This is a genomic window from Pseudomonas sp. Pseusp88, assembly GCF_047303955.1.
In the GTDB taxonomy this organism is placed as follows: Bacteria; Pseudomonadota; Gammaproteobacteria; order Pseudomonadales; family Pseudomonadaceae; genus Aquipseudomonas.
The window spans coordinates 1-20,967 of sequence record NZ_JBGLYM010000047.1 but is presented as its reverse complement, the minus strand read 5'-3'; the positions used below and the strand labels follow the sequence as shown (position 1 = coordinate 20,967).

At 59.4% G+C, this 20,967-nt stretch carries 21 protein-coding genes; 9 read left to right on the top strand and 12 right to left on the bottom strand.

The annotated features are described in order from the left end of the window. Nucleotides 1-34: 34 nt before the first annotated feature. Nucleotides 35-1,051, bottom strand: coding sequence for an arginine/ornithine succinyltransferase subunit alpha (gene aruF, locus ACCD02_RS30250; RefSeq protein WP_413309976.1), 1,017 nt, complete (start codon nucleotides 1,049-1,051; stop codon nucleotides 35-37). 138 nt (nucleotides 1,052-1,189) lie between these two features. Beyond that, entirely contained in the window at nucleotides 1,190-2,410 is a 1,221-nt protein-coding gene (locus ACCD02_RS30245) for an aspartate aminotransferase family protein (protein WP_413309974.1), read from the bottom strand. Between the two features lie 547 nt (nucleotides 2,411-2,957). Here ACCD02_RS30245 and ACCD02_RS30240 point away from each other — a divergent pair. Continuing rightward, nucleotides 2,958-3,416, top strand: coding sequence for an REP-associated tyrosine transposase (locus tag ACCD02_RS30240; protein WP_413309971.1), 459 nt, complete (start codon nucleotides 2,958-2,960; stop codon nucleotides 3,414-3,416). Nucleotides 3,417-3,591: 175 nt separating this feature from the next. Here ACCD02_RS30240 and argR read toward each other — a convergent pair whose 3' ends face one another. The 6 genes from argR to ACCD02_RS30210 all read right to left on the bottom strand — a co-directional run bounded on the left by argR (nucleotide 3,592) and on the right by ACCD02_RS30210 (nucleotide 8,855). Beyond that, nucleotides 3,592-4,575: a transcriptional regulator ArgR gene (argR, locus tag ACCD02_RS30235; RefSeq protein ID WP_413309968.1), complete on the bottom strand. Its 984-nt coding sequence runs from the start codon at nucleotides 4,573-4,575 to the stop codon at nucleotides 3,592-3,594. A 133-nt stretch (nucleotides 4,576-4,708) separates the two neighbouring features. After that, nucleotides 4,709-5,473: an ABC transporter ATP-binding protein gene (locus ACCD02_RS30230; protein ID WP_413309965.1), complete on the bottom strand. Its 765-nt coding sequence runs from the start codon at nucleotides 5,471-5,473 to the stop codon at nucleotides 4,709-4,711. Between the two features lie 16 nt (nucleotides 5,474-5,489). After that, nucleotides 5,490-6,602 (bottom strand): succinylglutamate desuccinylase/aspartoacylase family protein, encoded by a 1,113-nt coding sequence (locus tag ACCD02_RS30225; RefSeq protein ID WP_413309963.1) that lies wholly within the window; start codon nucleotides 6,600-6,602, stop codon nucleotides 5,490-5,492. Nucleotides 6,603-6,605: 3 nt separating this feature from the next. After that, a complete protein-coding gene (locus ACCD02_RS30220; RefSeq protein ID WP_413309960.1) occupies nucleotides 6,606-7,304 on the bottom strand; it encodes an ABC transporter permease in 699 nt (232 codons plus the stop codon). Continuing rightward, entirely contained in the window at nucleotides 7,301-7,990 is a 690-nt protein-coding gene (locus ACCD02_RS30215) for an ABC transporter permease (protein WP_413309958.1), read from the bottom strand. The genes ACCD02_RS30220 and ACCD02_RS30215 overlap by 4 nt, the downstream gene beginning before the upstream one ends. An 88-nt stretch (nucleotides 7,991-8,078) precedes the next feature. Further along, nucleotides 8,079-8,855 (bottom strand): ABC transporter substrate-binding protein, encoded by a 777-nt coding sequence (locus ACCD02_RS30210; protein ID WP_413309955.1) that lies wholly within the window; start codon nucleotides 8,853-8,855, stop codon nucleotides 8,079-8,081. A 209-nt stretch (nucleotides 8,856-9,064) separates the two neighbouring features. Between ACCD02_RS30210 and ACCD02_RS30205 the strand changes: the two genes are divergently transcribed. Next, entirely contained in the window at nucleotides 9,065-9,280 is a 216-nt protein-coding gene (locus tag ACCD02_RS30205) for a hypothetical protein (protein ID WP_413309952.1), read from the top strand. 222 nt (nucleotides 9,281-9,502) lie between these two features. Here the strand turns inward: ACCD02_RS30205 and acs are convergent, their stop codons facing one another. Further along, entirely contained in the window at nucleotides 9,503-11,458 is a 1,956-nt protein-coding gene (gene acs / locus ACCD02_RS30200; RefSeq protein WP_413309949.1) for an acetate--CoA ligase, read from the bottom strand. 487 nt (nucleotides 11,459-11,945) lie between these two features. On the opposite strand from acs, the gene ACCD02_RS30195 reads away from it, so the two are divergent. Further along, complete coding sequence (locus tag ACCD02_RS30195) at nucleotides 11,946-12,212, top strand: DUF2790 domain-containing protein (RefSeq protein WP_413309946.1); 267 nt, start codon at nucleotides 11,946-11,948, stop codon at nucleotides 12,210-12,212. Nucleotides 12,213-12,297: 85 nt separating this feature from the next. Here ACCD02_RS30195 and ACCD02_RS30190 read toward each other — a convergent pair whose 3' ends face one another. Next, on the bottom strand, nucleotides 12,298-13,881 hold the full coding sequence (locus ACCD02_RS30190) for a sigma-54-dependent transcriptional regulator (RefSeq protein WP_413309944.1): 1,584 nt from the start codon (nucleotides 13,879-13,881) through the stop codon (nucleotides 12,298-12,300). 244 nt (nucleotides 13,882-14,125) lie between these two features. Between ACCD02_RS30190 and phhA the strand changes: the two genes are divergently transcribed. The 6 genes from phhA (at nucleotide 14,126) to ACCD02_RS30160 (ending at nucleotide 18,486) form a co-directional block, all read left to right on the top strand. Further along, complete coding sequence (phhA, locus tag ACCD02_RS30185; protein ID WP_413309941.1) at nucleotides 14,126-14,926, top strand: phenylalanine 4-monooxygenase; 801 nt, start codon at nucleotides 14,126-14,128, stop codon at nucleotides 14,924-14,926. A gap of 13 nt (nucleotides 14,927-14,939) precedes the next feature. After that, entirely contained in the window at nucleotides 14,940-15,296 is a 357-nt protein-coding gene (locus ACCD02_RS30180) for a 4a-hydroxytetrahydrobiopterin dehydratase (RefSeq protein ID WP_413309939.1), read from the top strand. Beyond that, nucleotides 15,297-16,487, top strand: coding sequence for an amino acid aminotransferase (locus ACCD02_RS30175; protein WP_413309937.1), 1,191 nt, complete (start codon nucleotides 15,297-15,299; stop codon nucleotides 16,485-16,487). It abuts the gene before it with no gap. Between the two features lie 179 nt (nucleotides 16,488-16,666). Continuing rightward, nucleotides 16,667-16,810: a hypothetical protein gene (locus tag ACCD02_RS30170; protein WP_413309935.1), complete on the top strand. Its 144-nt coding sequence runs from the start codon at nucleotides 16,667-16,669 to the stop codon at nucleotides 16,808-16,810. Nucleotides 16,811-16,866: 56 nt separating this feature from the next. Next, nucleotides 16,867-17,070 (top strand): hypothetical protein, encoded by a 204-nt coding sequence (locus ACCD02_RS30165; protein ID WP_413309932.1) that lies wholly within the window; start codon nucleotides 16,867-16,869, stop codon nucleotides 17,068-17,070. A 204-nt stretch (nucleotides 17,071-17,274) separates the two neighbouring features. Next, nucleotides 17,275-18,486: an MFS transporter gene (locus ACCD02_RS30160; protein WP_413309930.1), complete on the top strand. Its 1,212-nt coding sequence runs from the start codon at nucleotides 17,275-17,277 to the stop codon at nucleotides 18,484-18,486. 159 nt (nucleotides 18,487-18,645) lie between these two features. Here the strand turns inward: ACCD02_RS30160 and arfB are convergent, their stop codons facing one another. Both arfB and ACCD02_RS30150 read right to left on the bottom strand, forming a co-directional pair. Continuing rightward, nucleotides 18,646-19,059 carry an alternative ribosome rescue aminoacyl-tRNA hydrolase ArfB gene (gene arfB / locus ACCD02_RS30155; protein WP_413309929.1) on the bottom strand — a complete coding sequence of 138 codons (414 nt, stop codon included), beginning with the start codon at nucleotides 19,057-19,059 and terminating at the stop codon, nucleotides 18,646-18,648. Between the two features lie 10 nt (nucleotides 19,060-19,069). Further along, nucleotides 19,070-20,473: an amino acid permease gene (locus ACCD02_RS30150; RefSeq protein WP_413309927.1), complete on the bottom strand. Its 1,404-nt coding sequence runs from the start codon at nucleotides 20,471-20,473 to the stop codon at nucleotides 19,070-19,072. Nucleotides 20,474-20,967: the final 494 nt, after the last annotated feature.

The following is a 20,967-nucleotide window of genomic DNA, read 5'->3' as shown; positions in this document are numbered from 1 at the left end:
CGCAAACTCAATATTCAGCAGCCAACTGGCCCGCTTAAACCGCAACTACACGAACGCTGGCACCCTCGCCAACCCCCAGCGCCTCGGCGGCTTCCAGGCTGAGCAACACAGGCTTGCCCGGTGCCCAGTCCAGCTCCATTAGCACGGCGCGGTAATCCTGCAATTGGCCGTTGGCCACCAGATACAGACGCCCGCCCTTGCCCGGCTCGCCGACTTTGACCGGCACGACACGGCTCTGGGCAATCGAACGAATCCCCGAGACCCGCGCATGCAGGGTCGGCCCGCCGTCGAAGATGTCAATGTAGTGATCGGTCTCGAAGCCTTCGCGCATCAGGATGTCGAAGGTGATCTGCGCCCGCGGATGCACCTGGCCCATGGCTTCCTGGGCGGCGTCCGGCAGCAGCGGCACATAGATCGGGTAATGTGGCATCAGCTCGGCCAGGAAAGTCCGGCTTTTCAGGCCGCACAGGCGCTCGGCTTCCGCGTAATTGAGGTCGAAGAAGTTGCGGCCAATGGCGTCCCAAAATGGCGAGTCGCCATTTTCATCGCTGTAGCCGACGATCTCGGTGACCACCGAATCGGCGAAACGCTCGGGATGGGAGGCAACGAACATCAGGCGGCCACGGGAATTGAGTTCCGACCAGGGCGTACCGACCAGCTCCGGGACCACATAGAAACTGGTCAGCAGGCTGTTGCCGGTCAGGTCATGGCACTGGGACAGCACGTGGATCTTGTTGTGGATCTTCAGCTCTCGGGAAGCATGCACGAAGGTTTCGTTGCGGAAGCTGTAGAAGGGTTCGGAATAACCCGCCGAAGCGACAATCCCGGAACAGCCGACCAGACGCCCGCTGTCGCTGTCTTCGAGCACGAAGAAATAGCTTTCTTCCCCGTTGAAGCTGACTTCGGCGGCAAACGAGGCCTCCGAGGCCGAAATCTTGTCGCTCAAACGGCCAGCATCATCCGGCAGGGATGTGACACCAATCGGGCTGTCGGCAGCGAGGCGTTGAACCTCGGCCAGATCAGCCATTTGCGCGGGGCGCATCACCAGCATGGTGTCACTCCTTAACCTTGCGGAAAAACAGACCGATAACGACCGGCCGGAGAAAAAAGCGCCACGCGGCAATGGCCGCCTGGCACGAGGGAAAAAGGCCGACGCCCGTCGCTGGACGTCGGCGGGTACAGCAGTTGATCAGGCCTGGGTCAGCTTGATGATGGCGCGTTCGAAGCGATTCAGGCCTTCTTCGATATCCGCGTCTTCGATCACCAGGCTTGGCGCGAAGCGGACCACGTCGGGGCCTGCCTGCAAAATCATCAGGTCCTGCTGCTCGGCGGCGTTGAAAATGTCCTTGGCCTTGCCTTTCCAGGCATCAGTCAGCACGCACCCGATAAGCAGGCCCATGCCGCGCACTTCGCTGAACACGCCGTACTGCTCGCCGATTTTCTCGAGGCGGCTGCGGAACAGCTGATGCTTGGCTTTCACCCCTGCCAGCACTTCCGGCGTATTGACCACGTCCATGACCGCATTGCCCACGGCGCACGCCAGAGGATTGCCGCCATAAGTGGTGCCATGGACGCCGACGCCCAGGTGCTTGGCCAGTTTCTCGGTGGTCATCATCGCCGCCATCGGGAAACCGCCGCCAATGCTCTTGGCGCTGGAGAGAATGTCCGGGGTCACGCCGTAGTGCATGTAGGCGAACAGCTCGCCACTACGGCCCATGCCGCTCTGCACTTCGTCGAATACCAGCAGTGCGTTGAACTGGTCGCACAGGGCACGGGCACCTTGCAGGTAGGCCAGATCAGCAGGCAGTACGCCACCCTCCCCCTGGATCGGCTCCAGCACCACGGCGCAGGTCTTGTCGGAGACCGCCGCTTTCAAAGCTTCCAGATCGTTGAACGGTACATGCTTGATACCGGTGATCTTGGGGCCGAAACCGTCGGAATACTTGGACTGACCGCCCACGGTCACGGTAAACAGGGTACGGCCGTGGAAGCTGTTGAGGGCGGCAACGATTTCGTACTTCTCTTCGCCGTACAGCTCAAACGCCACGCGACGGGCCAGCTTGAATGCGGCCTCGTTGGCTTCGGCGCCGGAGTTGCAGAAGAACACGCGCTCGGCGAAAGTCGCATCCACCAGCTTCCTGGCCAGGCGCAGGGCCGGCTCGTTGGTGAAGACGTTGGAGACATGCCACAGCTGATTGCCCTGCACGGTCAGTGCACCGACCAGCGCCGGATGGCAATGGCCCAGCACGTTCACGGCAATACCGCCGGAGAAGTCCACCAGCTCACGACCCGCCTGGTCCCACACACGGGAACCGAGACCACGCACGGGGATAAAAGCGGCCGGTGCATAGTTAGGGACCATCACCTGGTCGAAATCGGCGCGGTGCACCGGTGCTTGCTCAACGGACATCGGAGTCTCCTGAAGAGGAACGCCCGCCTGGAACTGGCGAGCGATGGAAGGATTGTAAGGACTGATTCATGTTCGGCCTTGCCGCCAAGCGACAACTTGTTACAGCGCAAAACCGGTATTTTTCAAGGCTTTCGGCAATGCGACATATACCGTCACAAAGGCGCAGTTTAAACGTTGGGGGCGGGTTGTTGCAGATACAGATGATTTGATTTGGCGGGATACATCGATTGCACGGCAAATGCGTACAGGCAGGAGCCAAGGTGTTGGCGAGAAGCAGACGGCTGGTTGATTCTCGGATATGCCCCCCTCGCCCCCAAAGGTTGGTGTTTTATCTGTGGGGCCGGCTTTAGCCGGGACTTGAAGGAGCCGACTTGCCGGCGATGGCAGTGTACAAACGACATCTTCATCGCCTGACCCGACGCCATCGCCAGCAAGCCGACTCCTAAGGTTCGCGGTGTGTCTGAGATATTTTGATTCACACAAATCAGCGGCCATCCCTCGGGCGACTCTAGGGTTATGGACGTTATCCACAACCCAAGACAATGGAATGCAAATATCTCCTCACGCCAACCGCCTGCGTATCGGACGCTCTTGCCAAACCAATCAAATCCACTTGCTGACAGCGGTTACGAGAGACCGCATTCCGTTCTTCGCCGATTGGCGAGTGGGTCGGTTATTGGTCAAACAGCTTCGTCAGGCGCAAACCGAGGGCCGGATCGAATCTCTGGCCTGGGTAGTGATGCCCGACCATTTCCATTGGCTTATTCAGCTGAAGGGATGCACCTTGTCGGATCTGATGCTCGCCACCAAATCCCGCTGTACCCAAGATGTGAATATTTACCTGAAGCGCAAAGGCGGGATGTGGCAAAGAGGTTTTCACGATCACGCCATTCGCCGTGAAGAAGATCTGCTGCCTGCCGCACGTTACATTGTCGCCAACCCGTTACGCGCGGGTCTGGTTCGGCGGGTACAGGATTACCCGCTATGGGATGCCATCTGGGTGTGACGCTCACAAGTGCTTCGCAGAGATCACAGTACCCAGATTGAAATGAGGCCCCCCGTAGGAGCCGGCTTGCTGGCGATGGCGGTATAACAAGCGACATCTTCATTGCCTGATACGACGCTCTCGCCAGCAGCCGGCTCCTGCGGGACCGTATTCCAAATCATGTGCAGTGTCGGGATCAACCGCGCTCGGCGGGCACCGACGACAGTTCAAACGGGCTGCTGCTGCGACGCTGGTTGCGATCTTCGCGGGGGGTGGCGCCGAAGAAGTTGCGGTAGGCACTGGAGAAGTGCGGGCCGGAGGAGAAGCCGCAGGACAGGCCGATCTGGATGATCGATTTACTGGTTTGCATGAGCATCTGCCGGGCCTTGTTCAGGCGCAGTTCCAGGTAGTACTGGCTTGGCACGCGGTTGAGGTATTGCTTGAAGATCCGCTCCAGCTGACGGCGCGATACGCAGACATGCTGGGCGATTTCGTCGGTGGTCAGGGGTTCTTCGATATTGGCTTCCATCAGCAGGACCGCCTGGGTCAGCTTCGGATGGCTGGAGCCCAAACGGTTCTGCAACGGGATGCGCTGACGCTCGCCGCCTTCACGAATGCGCTCGACCACCAGTTCCTCGGACACCGCACCGGCCAGTTCCGCACCATGGTCACGGGCCAGGACCGCCAACAGCAGATCAAGTACCGCCATGCCGCCACAAGCGGTGAGGCGATCACGGTCCCAGTCGAATAAATGACTGGTGGCAATGACCTTGGGGAAACGCTCGCTGAAATCATCCTGCCAGCGCCAATGCACGGCCGCACGATAACCGTCGAGCAAACCCAACTGCGCCAACGGATAGATCCCTGCCGACAAGCCGCCGATCTGGCAACCACTGCGCACCAGTTGCTTGAGGGCGCTGCTGAGCAGCGAACTCATGGGCGCGGGCGGCTCATCAGCCAACAGGAACAATTTCTGACAACCTTCCAGGCGCCCTGTCCACGGCTCGCCCGGCAATTGCCACGCACCGCCTTCAGTCGGCGCTTCGGCCTGCAGGAATGACAACTCGTAGGTCACATCCGGATGCACCCGCTGGGCCACGCGCAGGGCTTCTTCAGCCAGCGCCAGGGTCAGGGCTTTGGTGCTGGGCCAGATAAGAAAACCTATTCGATGAGCAGTCATTGAGTGAAGTCCGAAACGTGTTGCACAAGTGGGTCGGGCGACGCAGCGCCCGATCAGGGGTAACCCGGTTCTTCAAATGAAGCGCAGCATGACCGGTTCTTTAACAAAAGGCATCGTCAAGCGATGCCGGGTATCACTTTAGGCTGCCGGAAAGAAACTGCTGCAAACGTTCCGACTGCGGATTGACCAGCACTTCCCGGGGGTTGCCGCGCTCCTCGACCAGACCTTTGTGCAGGAACACCAACTGGTTGGAGACCTCACGGGCAAAGCCCATCTCATGAGTCACCACCACCATGGTCCGGCCTTCCTGAGCCAGGGCCTGCATGACCTTGAGCACATCACCCACCAGCTCCGGGTCCAGCGCCGAGGTCGGTTCGTCGAACAGCATGACTTCCGGCTCCATTGCCAGGGCACGGGCAATCGCCACGCGCTGCTGCTCACCGCCGGACATATGCCCCGGATAGGCGTCCTTGCGGTGGGCGACGCCGACCTTGGCCAGGTAGTGCTCGGCCTTTTCCAGGGCTTCCTTCTTTGGTACGCCGAGCACATGGATCGGCGCTTCGATAATATTTTCCAGGGCCGTCATGTGCGACCACAGGTTGAAGTGCTGGAATACCATGGACAGCCGCGAGCGCATGCGCTGCAACTGTCTAGGATCCGCCGCCCTGAGACCGCCGTCCTTGTTGGGCACCAGTTTCAGCTCTTCATTGTTGAGCAGGATCTTGCCCGCATGGGGCTGTTCCAGCAGGTTGATGCAGCGCAGGAAAGTACTTTTGCCCGAGCCACTGGAGCCGATGATGCTGATCACATCGCCGGCCTTGGCGGTCATGGAAATACCCTTGAGCACTTCGTGGCTGCCGTAGCGTTTGTGCAGGTCCTGGACTTCGAGTTTGTTCATGCTTGGCTCTCGCAAATCAGTCGCTGAGCAGACGGCCATGACGCAGCGCGGTGCGCCCCGCCACTTTCGCCAGCCAGAAACCCGGTTGGGCATAACGAAGCCGCTCGATGGCGTAGACCACCCCGGCAGTTTGGGTGCAGACGATGCTGACCTGATCGGACAGCGGATCGATGACTTCGAACAACGGTTCGCCCACTTCGACCCAGGCCCCGGCCGGGCGCAGGAAGGTGACCACACCCGGATGCGGTGCATAAAGCAGCTCGGTGCCTTCGAATGGCATACCTTCGCAGGCTTCGCGCTCCGGCTGCGGCCAGTCACCGCCGATCAGGCCCTGTTCGGCGAGGAAGGCGAGGATGCCGGCGGCATGAGCCTCGGCGGCGTCCTTGCCGGTATCGGCCTGACCACCCAGTTCCAGGGTCGTGGCCAGACAGGCGAGAGGAATCGCCGCTTCGGGAAACTTGCGCGACAGGCGCAGCCACGGCAACGAACAGGCCTCGTCGAAGGAACTTCCGCCGGAATCTTCCGCCAGCAGGCCGACGCTCATGCCCAGATGGGCGGCCAGGGAGCGCCACTGTGGCCAGTGTTGCGGCAAGGCATACATATGCAGCGCGGCCTCGGCATCACAATGCAGATCCAGTACCACATCAGCGGTACAGGCATGACTGAGCAGAACCCGCTGCATGCCCTGCAACTGGCTCTGGGCAGGCGGCAGATCGGCCAGGACATCGGCCATGGCCTGACGGATCAGCTGGATATTGGCATGGGGATCGTCACTCAGTTGACCATCGAGACGCTCGGCCACCGGTGCGCTCAACTCGCAAAAATCGCGATTGAAATTGCGCCCGCTGCCGAATTCGAAACGGCCCTGATGCGCGCCTTGCAGTAGCTGCCCCAGGCCCATGGGATTGGCCACCGGCGCCAGTTCGACGACGCCCTTGAGCAAGCCTTGTGCTTCCAGCTCGGTCAGACGCTTCTTCAACTCCCAGGCGGTGCGCATGCCGGGCAGTTCGTCGGCGTGCAGGCTGGCCTGGATATAGGCCTTGCGCTCGCCGTGGCCGAAGCGGAAGACACTCAGGCGACGTTCGCTGCCCAGGGTGCTCCAGGGCAATACATGATCGATTCTTTGCATGGGTCAGCCCTTGCGGGGAGCGAGGTAGCCAAGCCAGCGGCGTTCCGCCAGCTTGAACAACCGCACCAGAATGAATGTCAGGCACAGATAAAACACGCCGGCCGTGATGTAGGCCTCGAACGGCAGGTAATACTTGGCGTTGACCTCGCGGGCCGCGCCAGTGATGTCCACCAGAGTGACGATGGAGGCCAGACTGGTGGTCTGCAGCATCATGATCACTTCGTTGCTGTACTGCGGCAGCGCCCGGCGCAGGGCCGAAGGCAGCAGGATGCGGCGGTACATCTTGGCCTTGGACATGCCCATCGCCCTGGCCGCTTCGATTTCCCCGGCGGGCGTGGCCTTGAGGCTGCCGGCAATGATTTCGGCGGTGTAGGCACTGGTGTTGATGGCGAAGGCCAGACAGGCGCAGAAGGTCGCGCTGGACAGCCACGGCCAGAAGATACTGTCGCGCACCACCTGGAATTGGGCCAGCCCGTAGTAGATCAGGAACAGCTGTACCAGCATGGGCGTGCCGCGAATCACGTAGGTGTAGAGCCAGGCGCTCATGTTCACCAGTGGCTGTTTCGAGACGCGCATCAGGCCCAGGGGCACGGCGGCGAGCAGGCCGAACAGCAGGGAAATCGCCAGCAGCTTGAGGGTGATCAGCAGGCCGCCGAAGTACAGCGGCAGGCTGTTCCAGACGACGTTGTAGTCGAACATCATAGGTCAGCCGCCCTTACGCCTACCGAGTAGCGTCGTTCCAGTTGACGCAGGACCAGCAGCGAAACACTGGTGATGACCAGATACATGGCGGCCACTGCGAGGAAAAAGGTGAAGGGTTCGCGGGTAGCGTCAGCCGCCTGCTTGGCCTTGAACATCATGTCTTGCAGGCCGACCACGGAGATCAGCGCGGTGGCCTTGGTCAGTACCAGCCAGTTATTGGTGAAGCCGGGGATCGCCAGGCGCACCATCTGCGGTACGAGAATGCGGAAAAACACCTTGAACGGGCTCATGCCATAGGCCATGCCCGCTTCAGCCTGCCCCTTGGGAATGGCCATGAACGCGCCGCGAAAGGTCTCGGACAGATAGGCACCGAAGATAAAGCCCAGGGTGCCGATGCCGGCCAGCAGCGGATTCAAATCGATGTAATCGTCATAGCCGAGCAAAGGCGCGACGCGATTGAGCAGGTCCTGGCCGCCATAGAAGATCAGCAGGATCAGCACCAGATCGGGAATGCCGCGAATCACCGTCGAATACAGATCGCCCAGCCAGGCCAGCCAGCGTACCGGCGACAGGCGCAGGGCCACGCCGATCAAGCCGAGGACAATGGCCAGTGCCATGGAAGACAGGGCCAGCTGCAACGTCAGCCATGCGCCGTCGAGGATGACGGCCCCGTAGCCTTTCAACATGATGTGCAGTCCTCAAGCGAGGGAAAAGAAAATGGCGCAAGACCAGCGTACGACTTGCGCCATTGCGGACAATCGATAGGTAAGGGGCTTATTTGCCGTAGATATCGAAATCGAAGTACTTGTCCTGGATCGCCTTGTATTTGCCATTGGCGCGGATTGCCGCGATGGCGTCGTTGATGCGCTTGAGGTTGGCGCTGTCACCCTTGCGTACCGCGATGCCGATGCCATCACCGAAGTATTTGGCGTCGCTGAAGGCCGGACCTACGAAAGCGTAGCCCTTGCCCGAATCGGTCTTGAGGAAGCCATCCTGCAGCAAGGTGGCGTCGGCCAGCGTGCCATCAAGACGACCGGCGCCGATGTCCAGGTAGATTTCATTCTGCGAGCTGTACGGCTTGACCTCGACACCCAGTGGCGCGAGGACTTCCTTGGCGAAGCGCTCGTGGATCGAGCCGCGCTGTACGCCGATGTTCTTGCCCTTGAGTTCGGTCAGGCCGTCGCTGACAGCGGTGCCTTCCTTCATGACCAGGCGCGCCGGGCTGTTGTAATACTTGTTGGTGAAATCAACCGATTGCTTGCGCTCTTCGGTGATGGACATCGACGACAGGATGGCGTCGATCTTGCGGACTTTGAGGGCGGGGATCAGGCCATCGAATTCCTGCTCGACCCAGGTGCACTTGACCTTCATCTCTTCACACAGGGCGTTACCGATGTCGTAGTCGAAACCGACGATGCTGCCGTCCGGCGCCTTGGATGCGAACGGAGGGTAAGCGGCTTCGATACCGATCTTGAGCGGCTTTTCATCGGCGAATACAGGCTGCGCCAGCACGGACAGCGCCAATGCGCCAAGAAGCATGAGCTTTTTCATTTGCAGAACTCCATCGGTACAGCGAGACAAATGGCAGTACAGGCAAAAGGCCTGCGGTGCGAAGGGGTGACTTTTGTTTGCGACGCCAGGGAACCGTGACCGGGGTTCGGCACAGCTCGGCGAGTGATCGGCATTTTAGCGATAGCGTCGAAGTCGATATTTCTTCAATGCGACAACTAGTTACAGAAGCACCGGAATCGGGCACCTGCATGATTGACAGCCTGCATAATTTTATGCGAAGCGAAAGAAAGGCAACCGATCATATGAGCAAAAATCGCGCCCATTATTGGCAACACCTTGAAATACGGCAAGTGCAGCGCATCGCCATGTTTAAACACAGCACAAAAACAGGGATCAATCCGACAAAACTGGGAGGCTTTGCCTCACATCAGGGCGAGTTGTTACACACAATGTTACAGCGGTAACAGTTCGGTAATTATCGGGATAGCCGTTACCGCCCGTTGGAGCGAGGCTTGCCCGCGAAGACACTCTTGCAGACGCAGCAGATGTACCGGATATGGCGGCCTATTCGCGGGCAAGCCCGGCTCCAACGAGATCGCGGTGATCCAGAAACCATCGGATAAACCCTCCCCAAAAAAAACGCCCCGCCAGGTTCACACCGGGCGGGGCGCTTTCAAAGCGTAAAGTCAGGCGACCTTCATGCTCTTGTGGGTATCGATCAGGTGTTGCACGACGCCTGGATCGGCCAGGGTCGAGATATCACCCAGGGAATCGTATTCACCGGTGGCGATCTTGCGCAGGATGCGGCGCATGATCTTGCCCGAACGGGTTTTCGGCAGGCCCGGTGCCCACTGAATGACATCAGGCGAGGCAATCGGACCGATTTCCTTGCGCACCCAGTTACGCAGCTCTACGCGCAACGCTTCATCCGGCACTTCACCACCATTGAGGGTGACGTAGACATAGATGCCCTGCCCCTTCAAGTCGTGAGGCACACCGACCACTGCCGCTTCGGCGACTTTCGGGTGGGCGACCATGGCGCTTTCGATTTCTGCCGTACCCATGCGATGCCCGGAAACGTTGAGGACGTCATCCACGCGACCAGTGATCCAGTAGTAACCGTCTTCATCGCGACGGGCACCGTCACCGGTGAAGTACATGCCACGGAAGGTCTTGAAGTAGGTGTCGACGAAACGGTCGTGATCACCGAACAGAGAACGCGCCTGACCTGGCCACGAGTCGAGGATCACCAGGTTGCCTTCGGCGGCACCCTCGATCAGATTACCCAGGTTGTCCACCAGAGCCGGAATCACGCCGAAGAACGGACGAGTCGCCGAACCTGGCTTGAGCGCCGTGGCGCCTGGCAGCGGGCTGATCAGCACGCCACCGGTCTCGGTCTGCCACCAGGTATCAACGATCGGGCAGCGTTGCTTGCCGACAGTGTTGTAGTACCAGCTCCAGGCTTCCGGGTTGATCGGTTCGCCGACCGAACCCAGCAGGCGCAGGCTCGAACCGTCAGCGCCTTCAACGGCCTTGGTGCCTTCGGCCATCATCGCGCGGATGGCGGTCGGTGCCGTGTAGAGAATATTGACCTTGTGCTTGTCGATGATTTTCGACACGCGGGTGATATCCGGATAGTTCGGGATGCCTTCAAACAGCAGTGTGGTCGCGCCGTTGGCCAATGGGCCATAGACGATATAGCTGTGACCGGTGACCCAGCCCACATCAGCGGTGCACCAGTAGACTTCGCCCGGACGGTAGTCGAACACCCGCTCGTGGGTCAGGGCGGCGTACAGCAGGTAACCGGCGGTGGTGTGCAGCACGCCCTTGGGCTTGCCGGTGGAACCGGAGGTGTAAAGGATGAACAGCGATTCTTCGGCGCCCATTTCCTTCGGAGCGCAGGTGCTCGACGCCACTTCCAGCAACGAGTGGTACCAGATGTCGCGATGGCGGTTCCATTCGATCTCGCCACCGGTGCGTTTGCACACGATGACCTTCTGCACGCTGCTGGTTTCCGGGTTGGTCAGGGCACGGTCGACGTTGCTCTTGAGCGGGGTTTTCTTGCCGCCGCGCAGGCCTTCGTCAGCGGTGATGACCACTTTGGATTTACAGTCGATGATGCGACCGGCCAGGGCTTCGGGGGAGAAGCCGCCGAATACCACCGAGTGAATCGCGCCAATACGGGCACAGGCCAGCATGGCAACCACGGCCTCGGGAATCATCGGCATATAGAGGGTTACGACATCGCCACGGTGCACGTCCTGGCCGCGCAGGGCGTTGGCGAACTTGCAGACTTCTTCGTGCAGTTCACGGTAGGTGATGTTGCGGTGTTCGGAAGGATCGTCGCCTTCCCAGATAATGGCGATCTGGTCGCCACGCTCCGCCAGATGGCGGTCAAGGCAGTTGTACGCGACGTTCAGGGTGCCGTCGGCGAACCATTTGATATCGACCCGATGGTCGTCGAAGGAGGTCTGCTTCACGGTGGTGAAGGGCTTGATCCAGTCCAGGCGCTTGGCCTGTTCGCGCCAGAAACCATCGGGGTTGACCACCGACTGCTGGTACATGGCCTTGTAGGTCGCCTCGTCGGTCAGCGTGTTGGCTGCAACCTCAGGGCGGACGGGGTACAGGGAAGCCGCACTCATCTTTCTTACCTCGGTGGGTAGTTGTTGTTTTATGACACCTTTTTATCGAGATGGCTCCCTTAGGGCCATTCGACGATGGTCTTACCAATCCAGAGAGCTACTACCATACTCGCCCCCACAGCAAGGTGGAACCGGGTGCAACGGTATACACATTATGGGAGATGGACAGCGACCCGTTGGAGCCCGGCTCTCACGGAACGGGCTCATTCAGCCAAAGGCCGTGGCTTACTGGAGCTTGCAACACCCTCCCAACGACCCACGACCAAAGCACCACTACGGATTGTTGCCGAAATGCTCAATAGTCTTTATCAAAACTGTTTCTATATGTCTCGCCATCACAGGCATAGAATCAATCTCGCCAAATCGGCAAATGATTGACAACTTACAGCCCCCACAATGGCTTGTTGATCTGCAATACACCAAGTGCGTCACACATAACCCCACAAGGGTTATGTGCCCCCTTTCGAACCAAAGAAGGTTATTTAAAATGAAAGTTTCAATGTTGGTATTGGCTCTGTGTGGTTTCAGCACTTTTGCAATGGCTGAAGAATCCGGCGCGAAGGTTAATCAACAGCAGGCCCGCGTCGAGCAATACACTTACTCCAGCCACCCGGATATCGCCAAAGTCATTTCCGTCAGCGAAATCCCTGATGTCTGCGCCGTCGTGCCAATGCGCATGACTTACCAGGACCACCAGGGCCAGCAACACGTAATGGCCTATCAGGTCATGGGTAACGGTTGCAGCAACGGCTGATCCACTGGCTGGATGTGCAAACGCCCCGCGGAGCGATCCGGCGGGGCGTGCTTCTTTATCTACAATTAATCTTCTAACTACGCCGTTAACTTTCTTGCGAATCAGCCGCCCTGGAAGTTAATCGACCAATCTCATAATCACGCAACTTGTTGGCAATGGTCGTATGGGATACACCCAGGCGTTTGCCTAACTGGCGACTGCTGGGATGCAGCCGATAAAGTTGCTCCAGCACTGAACGCTCGAAGCGTCCTATAACTTCTTCCAAAGTGCCCTCAAGGGAAAAATTACCCATGGGTTGCAGCGCGCCATAATCCGGCAGGCGAATATGTTCCAGCCTGACTGTCCCGCCTTCGCACAGGGAAACCGCCTGAAACAAAACGTTCTCCAATTGCCGCACATTCCCCGGCCAATGGTATTGATGCAGCCGCGCCAACGCCTGATCAGCGATTTTTGGCAGCGGACAGCCAATCTGCCGGCTGGCCTGATCGAGAAAGTGTTGAACCAGAGGCTCCAGGCCATCAAGGCATTCGCGCAGCGGCGGAATATGCAGGGACAGCACATTGAGCCGGTGATACAGGTCCTGACGAAACTCGCCGCGACTGCACAGTTCGGACAGATCGACCTGGGTGGCGCAGATTACCCGCACATCCAGATACACCTCTTCATCACTGCCGACCCGGCGAAAGCAGCCGTCTTGCAGAAAGCGCAACAGTTTGGCCTGCAAGCGCGGGCTCATTTCCGCCACGCCGTCGAGGAACAGGGTGCCGCCTGCAGTCAGTTCCAATAGCCCGAGACGACCTTCGGCCCGTGCGCCATCAAAGGCACCGGGGCCGTAGCCGAACAGCTCGGTCTCGGCCATGGACTCCGACAACCCCGCACAATTGAGCGCCATCATCGGCGCCTGACCACGCGGGCTGGCCAGGTGACAGGCCCGGGCCAGCAGCTCTTTGCCGGTACCGGTCTCCCCTTCGATCAATAACGGCGCGTCCAATGGCGCCATGCGTCGGGCTTCCCGGACCACCGCAGCCATGACTTTCGAACTCTGGAAAATGCTGTCGAAGCCGCGCAGTTCCTGCTTGCGCACGTGGTAGATACGCTCGCCGACGCGGTCAGCGCGGTGCAGGGTCAGCACCGCCCCGGCCAAGGCTTCGCTGTCGTCATGCTCGGACTGCAGGGGCGCGATATCGGCGAGGAACACATCGCCGCGCACCTTTACCCGCAAGCCATTGATCCGCGACTTGCTGGCGCGGATCAGCTCGGGCAGGTCGAAGTCCTCGGCGTACCTGGACAGGGCGATCCCCGGCACCTCATCGACCCGCACGCCCAGCAACTGCGCCGCTGCACGGTTGGCAGCCACAATGGCCCCGGCCATATCGATGGACAGCACCGGAAACTCCAGGGCGCCGAGCAAGGCATTGAGCTCCATATGCCGCCTCTCGCTGGGCATCAGGCCGACGCGCTTGACCCCGAACACCCCGGCAATGGCCTCGAAGCGCGGGCGCAGGGCCTGGAATTGCAGGTTGATCAGGTTCGGGCAATGCAGGTAGATGGCGTCGCCATGCTCACCGCCGACCTCACCACGGGCGACGTTGACCCCGTAGTCCACCAGCAGATCGAGAATGTCGCGCAGAATGCCGATGCGATTCTGACAATGAACCTTGATACGCATGATCGGGCCCTGTGACGGAAACTTTTCGTTATGCGCCCATATTAATCGTCAAGAATACGTGACACCTAATCCAAAATGACGCCATGACAGACGGACATATGCACAAAACGTAAACTTTTCGTTACGAAAAATTCATTCTTGGCCTTCATCTCATCGTCGTCACCGCTGCAACCTGCGCAGCTTTGCGTTATCTCTTATTGCATCAGAACAACAAATCCTTCGCGCATTGCAGCAGGAGAACAGCATGACCCACTACGTCGCTCGCGAGCCTGACGCCCAGGGTTACATCCACTACAGTCCCGCCGAACACCGGGTGTGGAACATCCTGATCACGCGCCAGATGGACATCATCAGGGATCGTGCCTGCCAGGAATACCTGGACGGCATCGAGTTGCTGGACCTGCCCCATGAGCGCATCCCGCAACTGGATGAGATCAACCGAGTACTTGCCGCTACCACTGGCTGGCAGGTCGAGCGGGTGCCGGCGCTGATTCCCTTCCAGACCTTCTTTGAACTGCTGGCGAGCAAACGCTTTCCGGTGGCGACTTTTATTCGCACCGAGGAAGAACTGGATTACCTGCAGGAACCCGATATCTTTCATGAGATCTTCGGCCACTGTCCGCTGCTGACCAACCCCTGGTTTGCCGAATTTACCCACATGTACGGCAAGCTCGGCCTGAGTGCGAGCAAGGAGCAGCGGGTCTACCTGGCGCGGCTGTACTGGATGACCATCGAATTCGGTCTGGTCGATACGCCCGAGGGCCGACGCATCTACGGCGGCGGCATTCTCTCCTCGCCCAAAGAGGCGGTGTACAGCCTGTCCGCCGAGCCCGCGCACCACCCGTTCGACCCGCTGGAAGCCATGCGCACACCTTATCGCATCGACATCCTGCAACCGCTGTACTTTGTCCTGCCCGATCTCAAGCGTCTGTTCGAACTGGCCCACGAAGACATCATGGCCATGGTCCAGACGGGTATGCAGCTGGGCCTGCACGCGCCAACCTTCGCTCCGAAAAATCAACCATCCACAACCCACGCTGCCTGACAGGACCCGACCCATGACGACTCTCAATCAAGCCCATTGCGAAGCCTGCCGCGCCGACGCCCCACAGGTAAGCGAGGCGGAACTGCCTGAACTGATCAAGCAGATTCCGGACTGGAATATCGAAGTGCGCGACGGTGTGATGCAGCTGGAGAAGACTTTTCTGTTCAAGAATTTCAAATTTGCGCTGGCGTTTACCAACGCGGTCGGCGAAATTGCCGAAGCCGAAGGTCACCACCCAGGTCTTTTGACCGAATGGGGCAAGGTGACCGTGACCTGGTGGAGCCACTCGATCAAAGGGCTGCACCGCAACGACTTCATCATGGCCGCCCGCACCGACGAGGTGGCCAAAGATGCCGAGGGCCGCAAGTAAATGCATTTCTCCGATATCCAGCGAGTGCCGGGCGATCCGATTCTGGGATTGATCGAGGCCTACGCCAACGATACCAACCCGAACAAATTCGACTTGGGCGTAGGCGTTTATAAAGACGCCCAGGGCCTGACCACCATTCCCCGTGCAGTGAAACTGGCCGAGCAACGCCTGGTCGATAAACAGCTGACCAAGACCTATATCGGCGGACATGGCGAGCCGCGCTTCGGCACGCTCATCAGCCAACTGGTTTTGGGTGATAACTCGCCATTGCTCGCCGCCAGGCGCGTCAGCGCTACGCAAACTCCCGGTGGCACCGGCGCCCTGCGCCTGAGCGGCGACTTTATCGCCGAGTGCCTGCCCGGCCGTGGCATCTGGCTGAGCGACCCGACCTGGCCGATCCACGAGACCATCTTCGCCAAGGCCGGGCTCAAGGTCAGCCACTACCCTTACGTCGACCGGGAAAACCGTCTGACCGTCGACGCCATGCTCGCCGCCTTCGAGAATATCCCCAGCGGTGATGTGGTGTTGCTGCATGCCTGCTGTCACAACCCCACCGGTTTCGACCTGGCTCATGAGGACTGGAAGCGTGTCCTGGAAGTGGTCCGTCGGCGCAACCTGCTGCCGCTGATCGACTTCGCCTATCAGGGGTTCGGTGACGGTCTGGAAGAAGATGCCTGGGCGGTGCGCCTGTTCGCTGCCGAGTTGCCCGAATTACTGATCACCAGTTCCTGCTCGAAGAACTTCGGCCTCTATCGCGAGCGTACCGGCGCGTTGATCGTTTGCTGCGCCGACGCCGAGAAATCCCTCGACGTGCGCAGCCAGCTATCGTCGATTGCCCGCAACCTGTGGTCCAACCCGCCGGATCATGGCGCCGCCGTAGTGGCCGAGATTCTCGGGGACGCCGAGCTGAAAAAGCTGTGGGCCGAGGAAGTGGAGGAAATGCGCCAACGTATCGCCCAACTGCGCAGCGGTCTGGTAGAAGCCCTGACGCCGTTGGGCCTGGGTCAACGCTTTGCCCATATCGCCGAGCAACGCGGGATGTTTTCCTACACCGGCCTGAACGACGATCAGGTTGCCCGCCTGCGCCATGAACACAGCGTGTACATGGTCAATGCCGGTCGCGCCAACGTCGCCGGCATCGATGCCACGCGCCTGCACGCCCTGGCAGCGGCCATCGCTGCAGTCTGCTGAAGCTTGATCATCAAGGCGCCAGAACGGCGCCTTGATGAAAAATGACCAGCGGCGAAATTAAACATCTGATTGTCATTTCCAGTGCGCTATCCTCCCTGAGCTTTCTGAACACAGCGTCTAACCAAGTCGGCTTAACCGACGTGATTCTGCAACTTCAGATCTTGTGAGGAGCGATGACTATGCATGAAATCCCGAACTTCCCCTTCCCAAGCCTGCATGAACAGCAGCAAACTGCCCTGGCCCGACGCGAATCCGGCCAACTCAATGCAATGAAAGCAGCACCAAAGGCTCAACAGAGCCAAAAAGCTTCCGGTAAGAACTGAAAGCTGATGGTTCAGGCGTATTGAAGCTGGATTCGTTTTGCTTCCATACGCCTGAAATGCCAAAGAATGCCATGACCGAATTCGACGAAAAACAAGCCAGTGCCATGATCCAGGCCGCCGAAAAAATGATTGATGTCTGGAACCGCCTGAGCCCGGAAAAACAGAGCGCCCTGCTCGCCCGTTTCGGCACACAGGAAAATGCCCTTGCGGCATTGGTGACGACCCAGTTGGTTGCACCGGCTGACAACACAACTCCCTGACTTGAAATAATTTGCCTGTAGGAGCTGCCGAAGGCTGCGATTACGGTATATCAGGTAAAACCATTCGCAGCCTTCGGCAGCTCCTACAGGAAACGCGCCGTGCTGATGTTTTTTTCAAGCCAACGCCCAGCAATGTCCAAAGCGCCGCTATCATAGCCACTTAGCAAGCTTGCTAATGATCGGCTTACCTTCCTGGATTTACCCATGTCTGAACCGCAGTCCGCCGCCACGCAACGTCCCCTCGACGTGACGTTGCAGGTCGTTTCCATCGTTCTGTTCACCTTTATCGGCTATTTGAATATCGGTATCCCCCTGGCGGTGCTGCCGGGGTATGTGCACACCGACCTGGGCTTCGGCGCCGTCACTGCGGGGCTGGTGATCAGCGTGCAGTATCTGGCGACCCTGCTCAGCCGCCCCTATGCCGGGCGCATCATCGACAATCTGGGCAGCAAAAAGGCGGTGCAGTATGGTCTTGCTGGTTGCGGCCTGAGCGGTGTGCTGATGCTGCTCGCGGCGCTGACCGAAAGCTGGCCGATGTTCAGCCTGCTGGCGATTTTCCTCGGTCGACTGGTGCTGGGCAGCGCGGAAAGCCTGGTCGGCTCCGGTTCGATTGGCTGGGGGATTGGCCGGGTTGGCGCGGTCAATACCGCCAAAGTGATTTCCTGGAACGGCATTGCCAGTTACGGCGCCCTGGCCATCGGCGCGCCACTGGGGGTGTTGCTGGTGGACGCCCTGGGGCTATGGAGCATGGGTGTCAGCATCATCCTGCTGGCCGCACTGGGCATGTTCCTGACGCTGAAGAAGCAGGCCGCCCCCATCGTTCACGGCGAACGCCTGCCATTTCTGCATGTGCTGGGCCGGGTACTGCCCCATGGCATGGGTCTGGCCTTGGGCTCCATCGGCTTCGGCACCATCGCCACCTTTATCACCCTGTATTACGCCAGCCATAGCTGGCCCAATGCCGTGCTCTGCCTGAGCCTGTTCGGCGCCAGCTTTATCGGCGCGCGACTGTTGTTCGGCAACTTCATCAACCGGTTGGGCGGGTTTCGCGTGGCGATTGCCTGTCTGTCCGTGGAAAGCCTGGGCCTGCTGTTGCTCTGGCTGGCTCCGACACCGGGCCTGGCCCTGGCAGGTGCGGCGCTGACCGGCTTTGGCTTCTCCCTGGTATTCCCGGCACTGGGCGTCGAGGCAGTGAATCTGGTACCCGCTGCCAGTCGCGGGGCGGCGGTAGGGGCTTATTCACTGTTCATTGACCTGTCGTTAGGCATCACCGGGCCGGTCGCCGGAGCCATTGCGGCGGGATTCGGCTTTGCCTCGATCTTCCTCTTCGCCGCCCTGGCAGCCCTGAGCGGGCTGGGCTTGAGTGTCTATCTGTACAAGCAGGCGCAGGTGATGCGCGAGAACAAAGAAGTCTAGGCTCGGTAAGAAAAGTCGGCGAGCGAAGGTCAGGCAAGGCAAAAACAGGCGAGGAACGGCCGGGGTCGCGCTCGGCTTTACTGGCTGTAAATGAGCACTCCGAGCCTGTTTTTAACGCAGCATCACGCGCGAAGCCCGCAGCCACTTTTCTTACAGAGCCTAGAAGTCGACCTTGCCGCGTCCGGCCTTTATCGACCCGCGCTTGGTCTTGGATTCCAGGCGCCGGGTTTTGGAGCCCAACGTCGGTTTGGTCGGGCGACGTTTCTTTTCCACCTTGACGGCGTTGACGATCAACTCGCTCAGCCGCTCAAGGGCATCAGCGCGATTCTGCTCCTGAGTCCGGTATTGCTGAGCCTTGAGTACGATCACACCATCACTGGTGATCCGACTGTCACGCAACGCCAGCAGCCGTTCCTTGTAGAACGGCGGCAACGATGATGCGTTGATATCGAAACGCAGGTGCACCGCACTCGACACCTTGTTGACGTTCTGCCCACCCGCGCCCTGGGCACGGATGGCGGTCAACTCGATCTCGGCATCGGGCAGATGCACGTTGTTGGAAATCACCAGCATGGGTGGTTCTCTAGGATTGACTCAGTGCCGCTGCACTGCGCTTGTTCTTGATCCCGTAGCAGGCCCACATCACCAGCAGCCAGACCGGAATCGCATAAACCGACACCGCAATGCCGGGAATCATCAGCATGATCCCGAGAATCAGTACCACGAAGGCCAGGCACAGGTAGTTGCCATAGGGATACCACAGCGCCTTGAATAATGGCACCTGGCCGATGCGCTGCATGTGCTGGCGGAATTTCAGGTGCGAGTAGCTGATCATCGCCCAGTTGATCACCAGAGTGGCCACCACCAGGGACATCAGCAGCTCGAGGGCATGCTGCGGGATCAGGTAGTTGAGCACCACGGCAATCAGGGTCACCAGTGCCGACACCAGAATCGCCCGCACCGGCACTCCGCGCTTGTCGACTTTGGCCAACGCCCGCGGTGCATCGCCCTGCTCGGCCATGCCGAACAGCATGCGACTGTTGCAGTAGGTGCCGCTGTTATACACAGACAAGGCAGCGCTCAGTACCACGAAATTGAGGATATGCGCCGCCGTGTTGCTGCCGAGCATGGAGAACACCTGCACAAACGGGCTACTGCTATAGGCGTCGCCGGAAGCATTGAGGCTGGTCAGCAGCGAATCCCACGGGGTCAGCGACAGCAGCACGACCAGCGCACCGATGTAGAAAATCAGGATGCGGTAGATCACCTGATTGATCGCCTTGGGGATCACGGTCTTCGGCTGATCGGCTTCGGCGGCGGTGAAACCGAGCATTTCCAGACCACCAAAGGAAAACATGATGAACGCCAGGGCCATGACCAGACCCGACACGCCATTGGGGAAGAAGCCGCCGTGTTCCCACAGGTTGCTCACCGCCGCCTGAGGACCGCCATGGCCGCTGACCAGCAGGTAACTGCCCAGGGCGATCATGCCGACGATGGCCACCACCTTGATGATCGCAAACCAGAATTCGGCCTCGCCGAAGACTTTGACGTTGGCCAGGTTGATGGCGTTGATCATTAAGAAGAACACAGCCGCCGAGACCCAGGTCGGAATCTCCGGCCACCAGTAGTGCACGTACTTGCCCACGGCGGTCAGCTCGGACATCCCCACCAGGATATACAGCACCCAGCAGTTCCAGCCCGACAGGAAGCCGGCGAAACCGCCCCAGTATTGATGGGCGAAGTGGCTGAAGGAGCCAGCCACGGGCTCTTCGACGATCATTTCACCCAACTGGCGCATGATCATGAAGGCAATGAAGCCGCAAATGGCATAACCGAGAATCATCGATGGCCCGGCTGACTTGAGCACCCCGGCCGAACCGAGGAACAGGCCGGTCCCGATGGCGCCGCCCAGGGCGATCAGCTGAATATGGCGGTTTTTCAAGCCACGCTTCAGCTCACCGGGAGCGGAAATGTGTTCACTCATGGATAGTCACCTGATTGTTCTTCCCTGTGACGGAATCGAACCCGTTGCGCTCGTAACGCTACGGAGTGCCGCAAGACCGGATGGGCCCTGGATGTTTGGGGTGCGCTTGCGCGTTTAAACCCCAGAGAAAAGGCGGCGCATTGTACACGCCAGGGATGCAGGAAAAACCATACAGATGGTCAGGATTGCCTTGTGTCAGGGTGAAAGCTTTTGTGGGAGCGAATTCATTCGCGAAAGCGGTGTTCCAATCGATGAAAATACATCGGATGTACTGGCCTCTTCGCGAATGAATTCGCTCCCACATTAGCCGCCCCAAGCCTTGTCTGCCTGGCTTGGGTTCGCAGTGCGGGAGCCGAGACTCAAGTCAGATATTGTTTTATTCCAGGCGAAAAAAACGCCGGTGCTTTACACCGGCGTTTATTTTTCAACCTGCAGCCTTACTGCGGCTTGCGGCGACCGAAGCCCGGGCGCTGGCCCGAAGCGGCGGGCGGGCC

Coding starts and splice junctions, on each gene's coding strand:
- arfB (WP_413309929.1), bottom strand. CDS start 19,059: ATGCTGGTGATTTCCAACAACGTGCATCTGCCCGATGCCGAGATCGAG.
- aruF (WP_413309976.1), bottom strand. CDS start 1,051: ATGCTGGTGATGCGCCCCGCGCAAATGGCTGATCTGGCCGAGGTTCAA.
- ACCD02_RS30210 (WP_413309955.1), bottom strand. CDS start 8,855: ATGAAAAAGCTCATGCTTCTTGGCGCATTGGCGCTGTCCGTGCTGGCG.
- ACCD02_RS30245 (WP_413309974.1), bottom strand. CDS start 2,410: ATGTCCGTTGAGCAAGCACCGGTGCACCGCGCCGATTTCGACCAGGTG.
- ACCD02_RS30175 (WP_413309937.1), top strand. CDS start 15,297: ATGCATTTCTCCGATATCCAGCGAGTGCCGGGCGATCCGATTCTGGGA.
- ACCD02_RS30180 (WP_413309939.1), top strand. CDS start 14,940: ATGACGACTCTCAATCAAGCCCATTGCGAAGCCTGCCGCGCCGACGCC.
- ACCD02_RS30225 (WP_413309963.1), bottom strand. CDS start 6,602: ATGCAAAGAATCGATCATGTATTGCCCTGGAGCACCCTGGGCAGCGAA.
- ACCD02_RS30205 (WP_413309952.1), top strand. CDS start 9,065: ATGATTGACAGCCTGCATAATTTTATGCGAAGCGAAAGAAAGGCAACC.
- ACCD02_RS30230 (WP_413309965.1), bottom strand. CDS start 5,473: ATGAACAAACTCGAAGTCCAGGACCTGCACAAACGCTACGGCAGCCAC.
- ACCD02_RS30220 (WP_413309960.1), bottom strand. CDS start 7,304: ATGATGTTCGACTACAACGTCGTCTGGAACAGCCTGCCGCTGTACTTC.
- ACCD02_RS30240 (WP_413309971.1), top strand. CDS start 2,958: ATGCAAATATCTCCTCACGCCAACCGCCTGCGTATCGGACGCTCTTGC.
- ACCD02_RS30160 (WP_413309930.1), top strand. CDS start 17,275: ATGTCTGAACCGCAGTCCGCCGCCACGCAACGTCCCCTCGACGTGACG.
- ACCD02_RS30195 (WP_413309946.1), top strand. CDS start 11,946: ATGAAAGTTTCAATGTTGGTATTGGCTCTGTGTGGTTTCAGCACTTTT.
- phhA (WP_413309941.1), top strand. CDS start 14,126: ATGACCCACTACGTCGCTCGCGAGCCTGACGCCCAGGGTTACATCCAC.
- ACCD02_RS30170 (WP_413309935.1), top strand. CDS start 16,667: ATGCATGAAATCCCGAACTTCCCCTTCCCAAGCCTGCATGAACAGCAG.
- ACCD02_RS30215 (WP_413309958.1), bottom strand. CDS start 7,990: ATGTTGAAAGGCTACGGGGCCGTCATCCTCGACGGCGCATGGCTGACG.
- argR (WP_413309968.1), bottom strand. CDS start 4,575: ATGACTGCTCATCGAATAGGTTTTCTTATCTGGCCCAGCACCAAAGCC.
- ACCD02_RS30190 (WP_413309944.1), bottom strand. CDS start 13,881: ATGCGTATCAAGGTTCATTGTCAGAATCGCATCGGCATTCTGCGCGAC.
- ACCD02_RS30150 (WP_413309927.1), bottom strand. CDS start 20,473: ATGAGTGAACACATTTCCGCTCCCGGTGAGCTGAAGCGTGGCTTGAAA.
- acs (WP_413309949.1), bottom strand. CDS start 11,458: ATGAGTGCGGCTTCCCTGTACCCCGTCCGCCCTGAGGTTGCAGCCAAC.
- ACCD02_RS30165 (WP_413309932.1), top strand. CDS start 16,867: ATGCCAAAGAATGCCATGACCGAATTCGACGAAAAACAAGCCAGTGCC.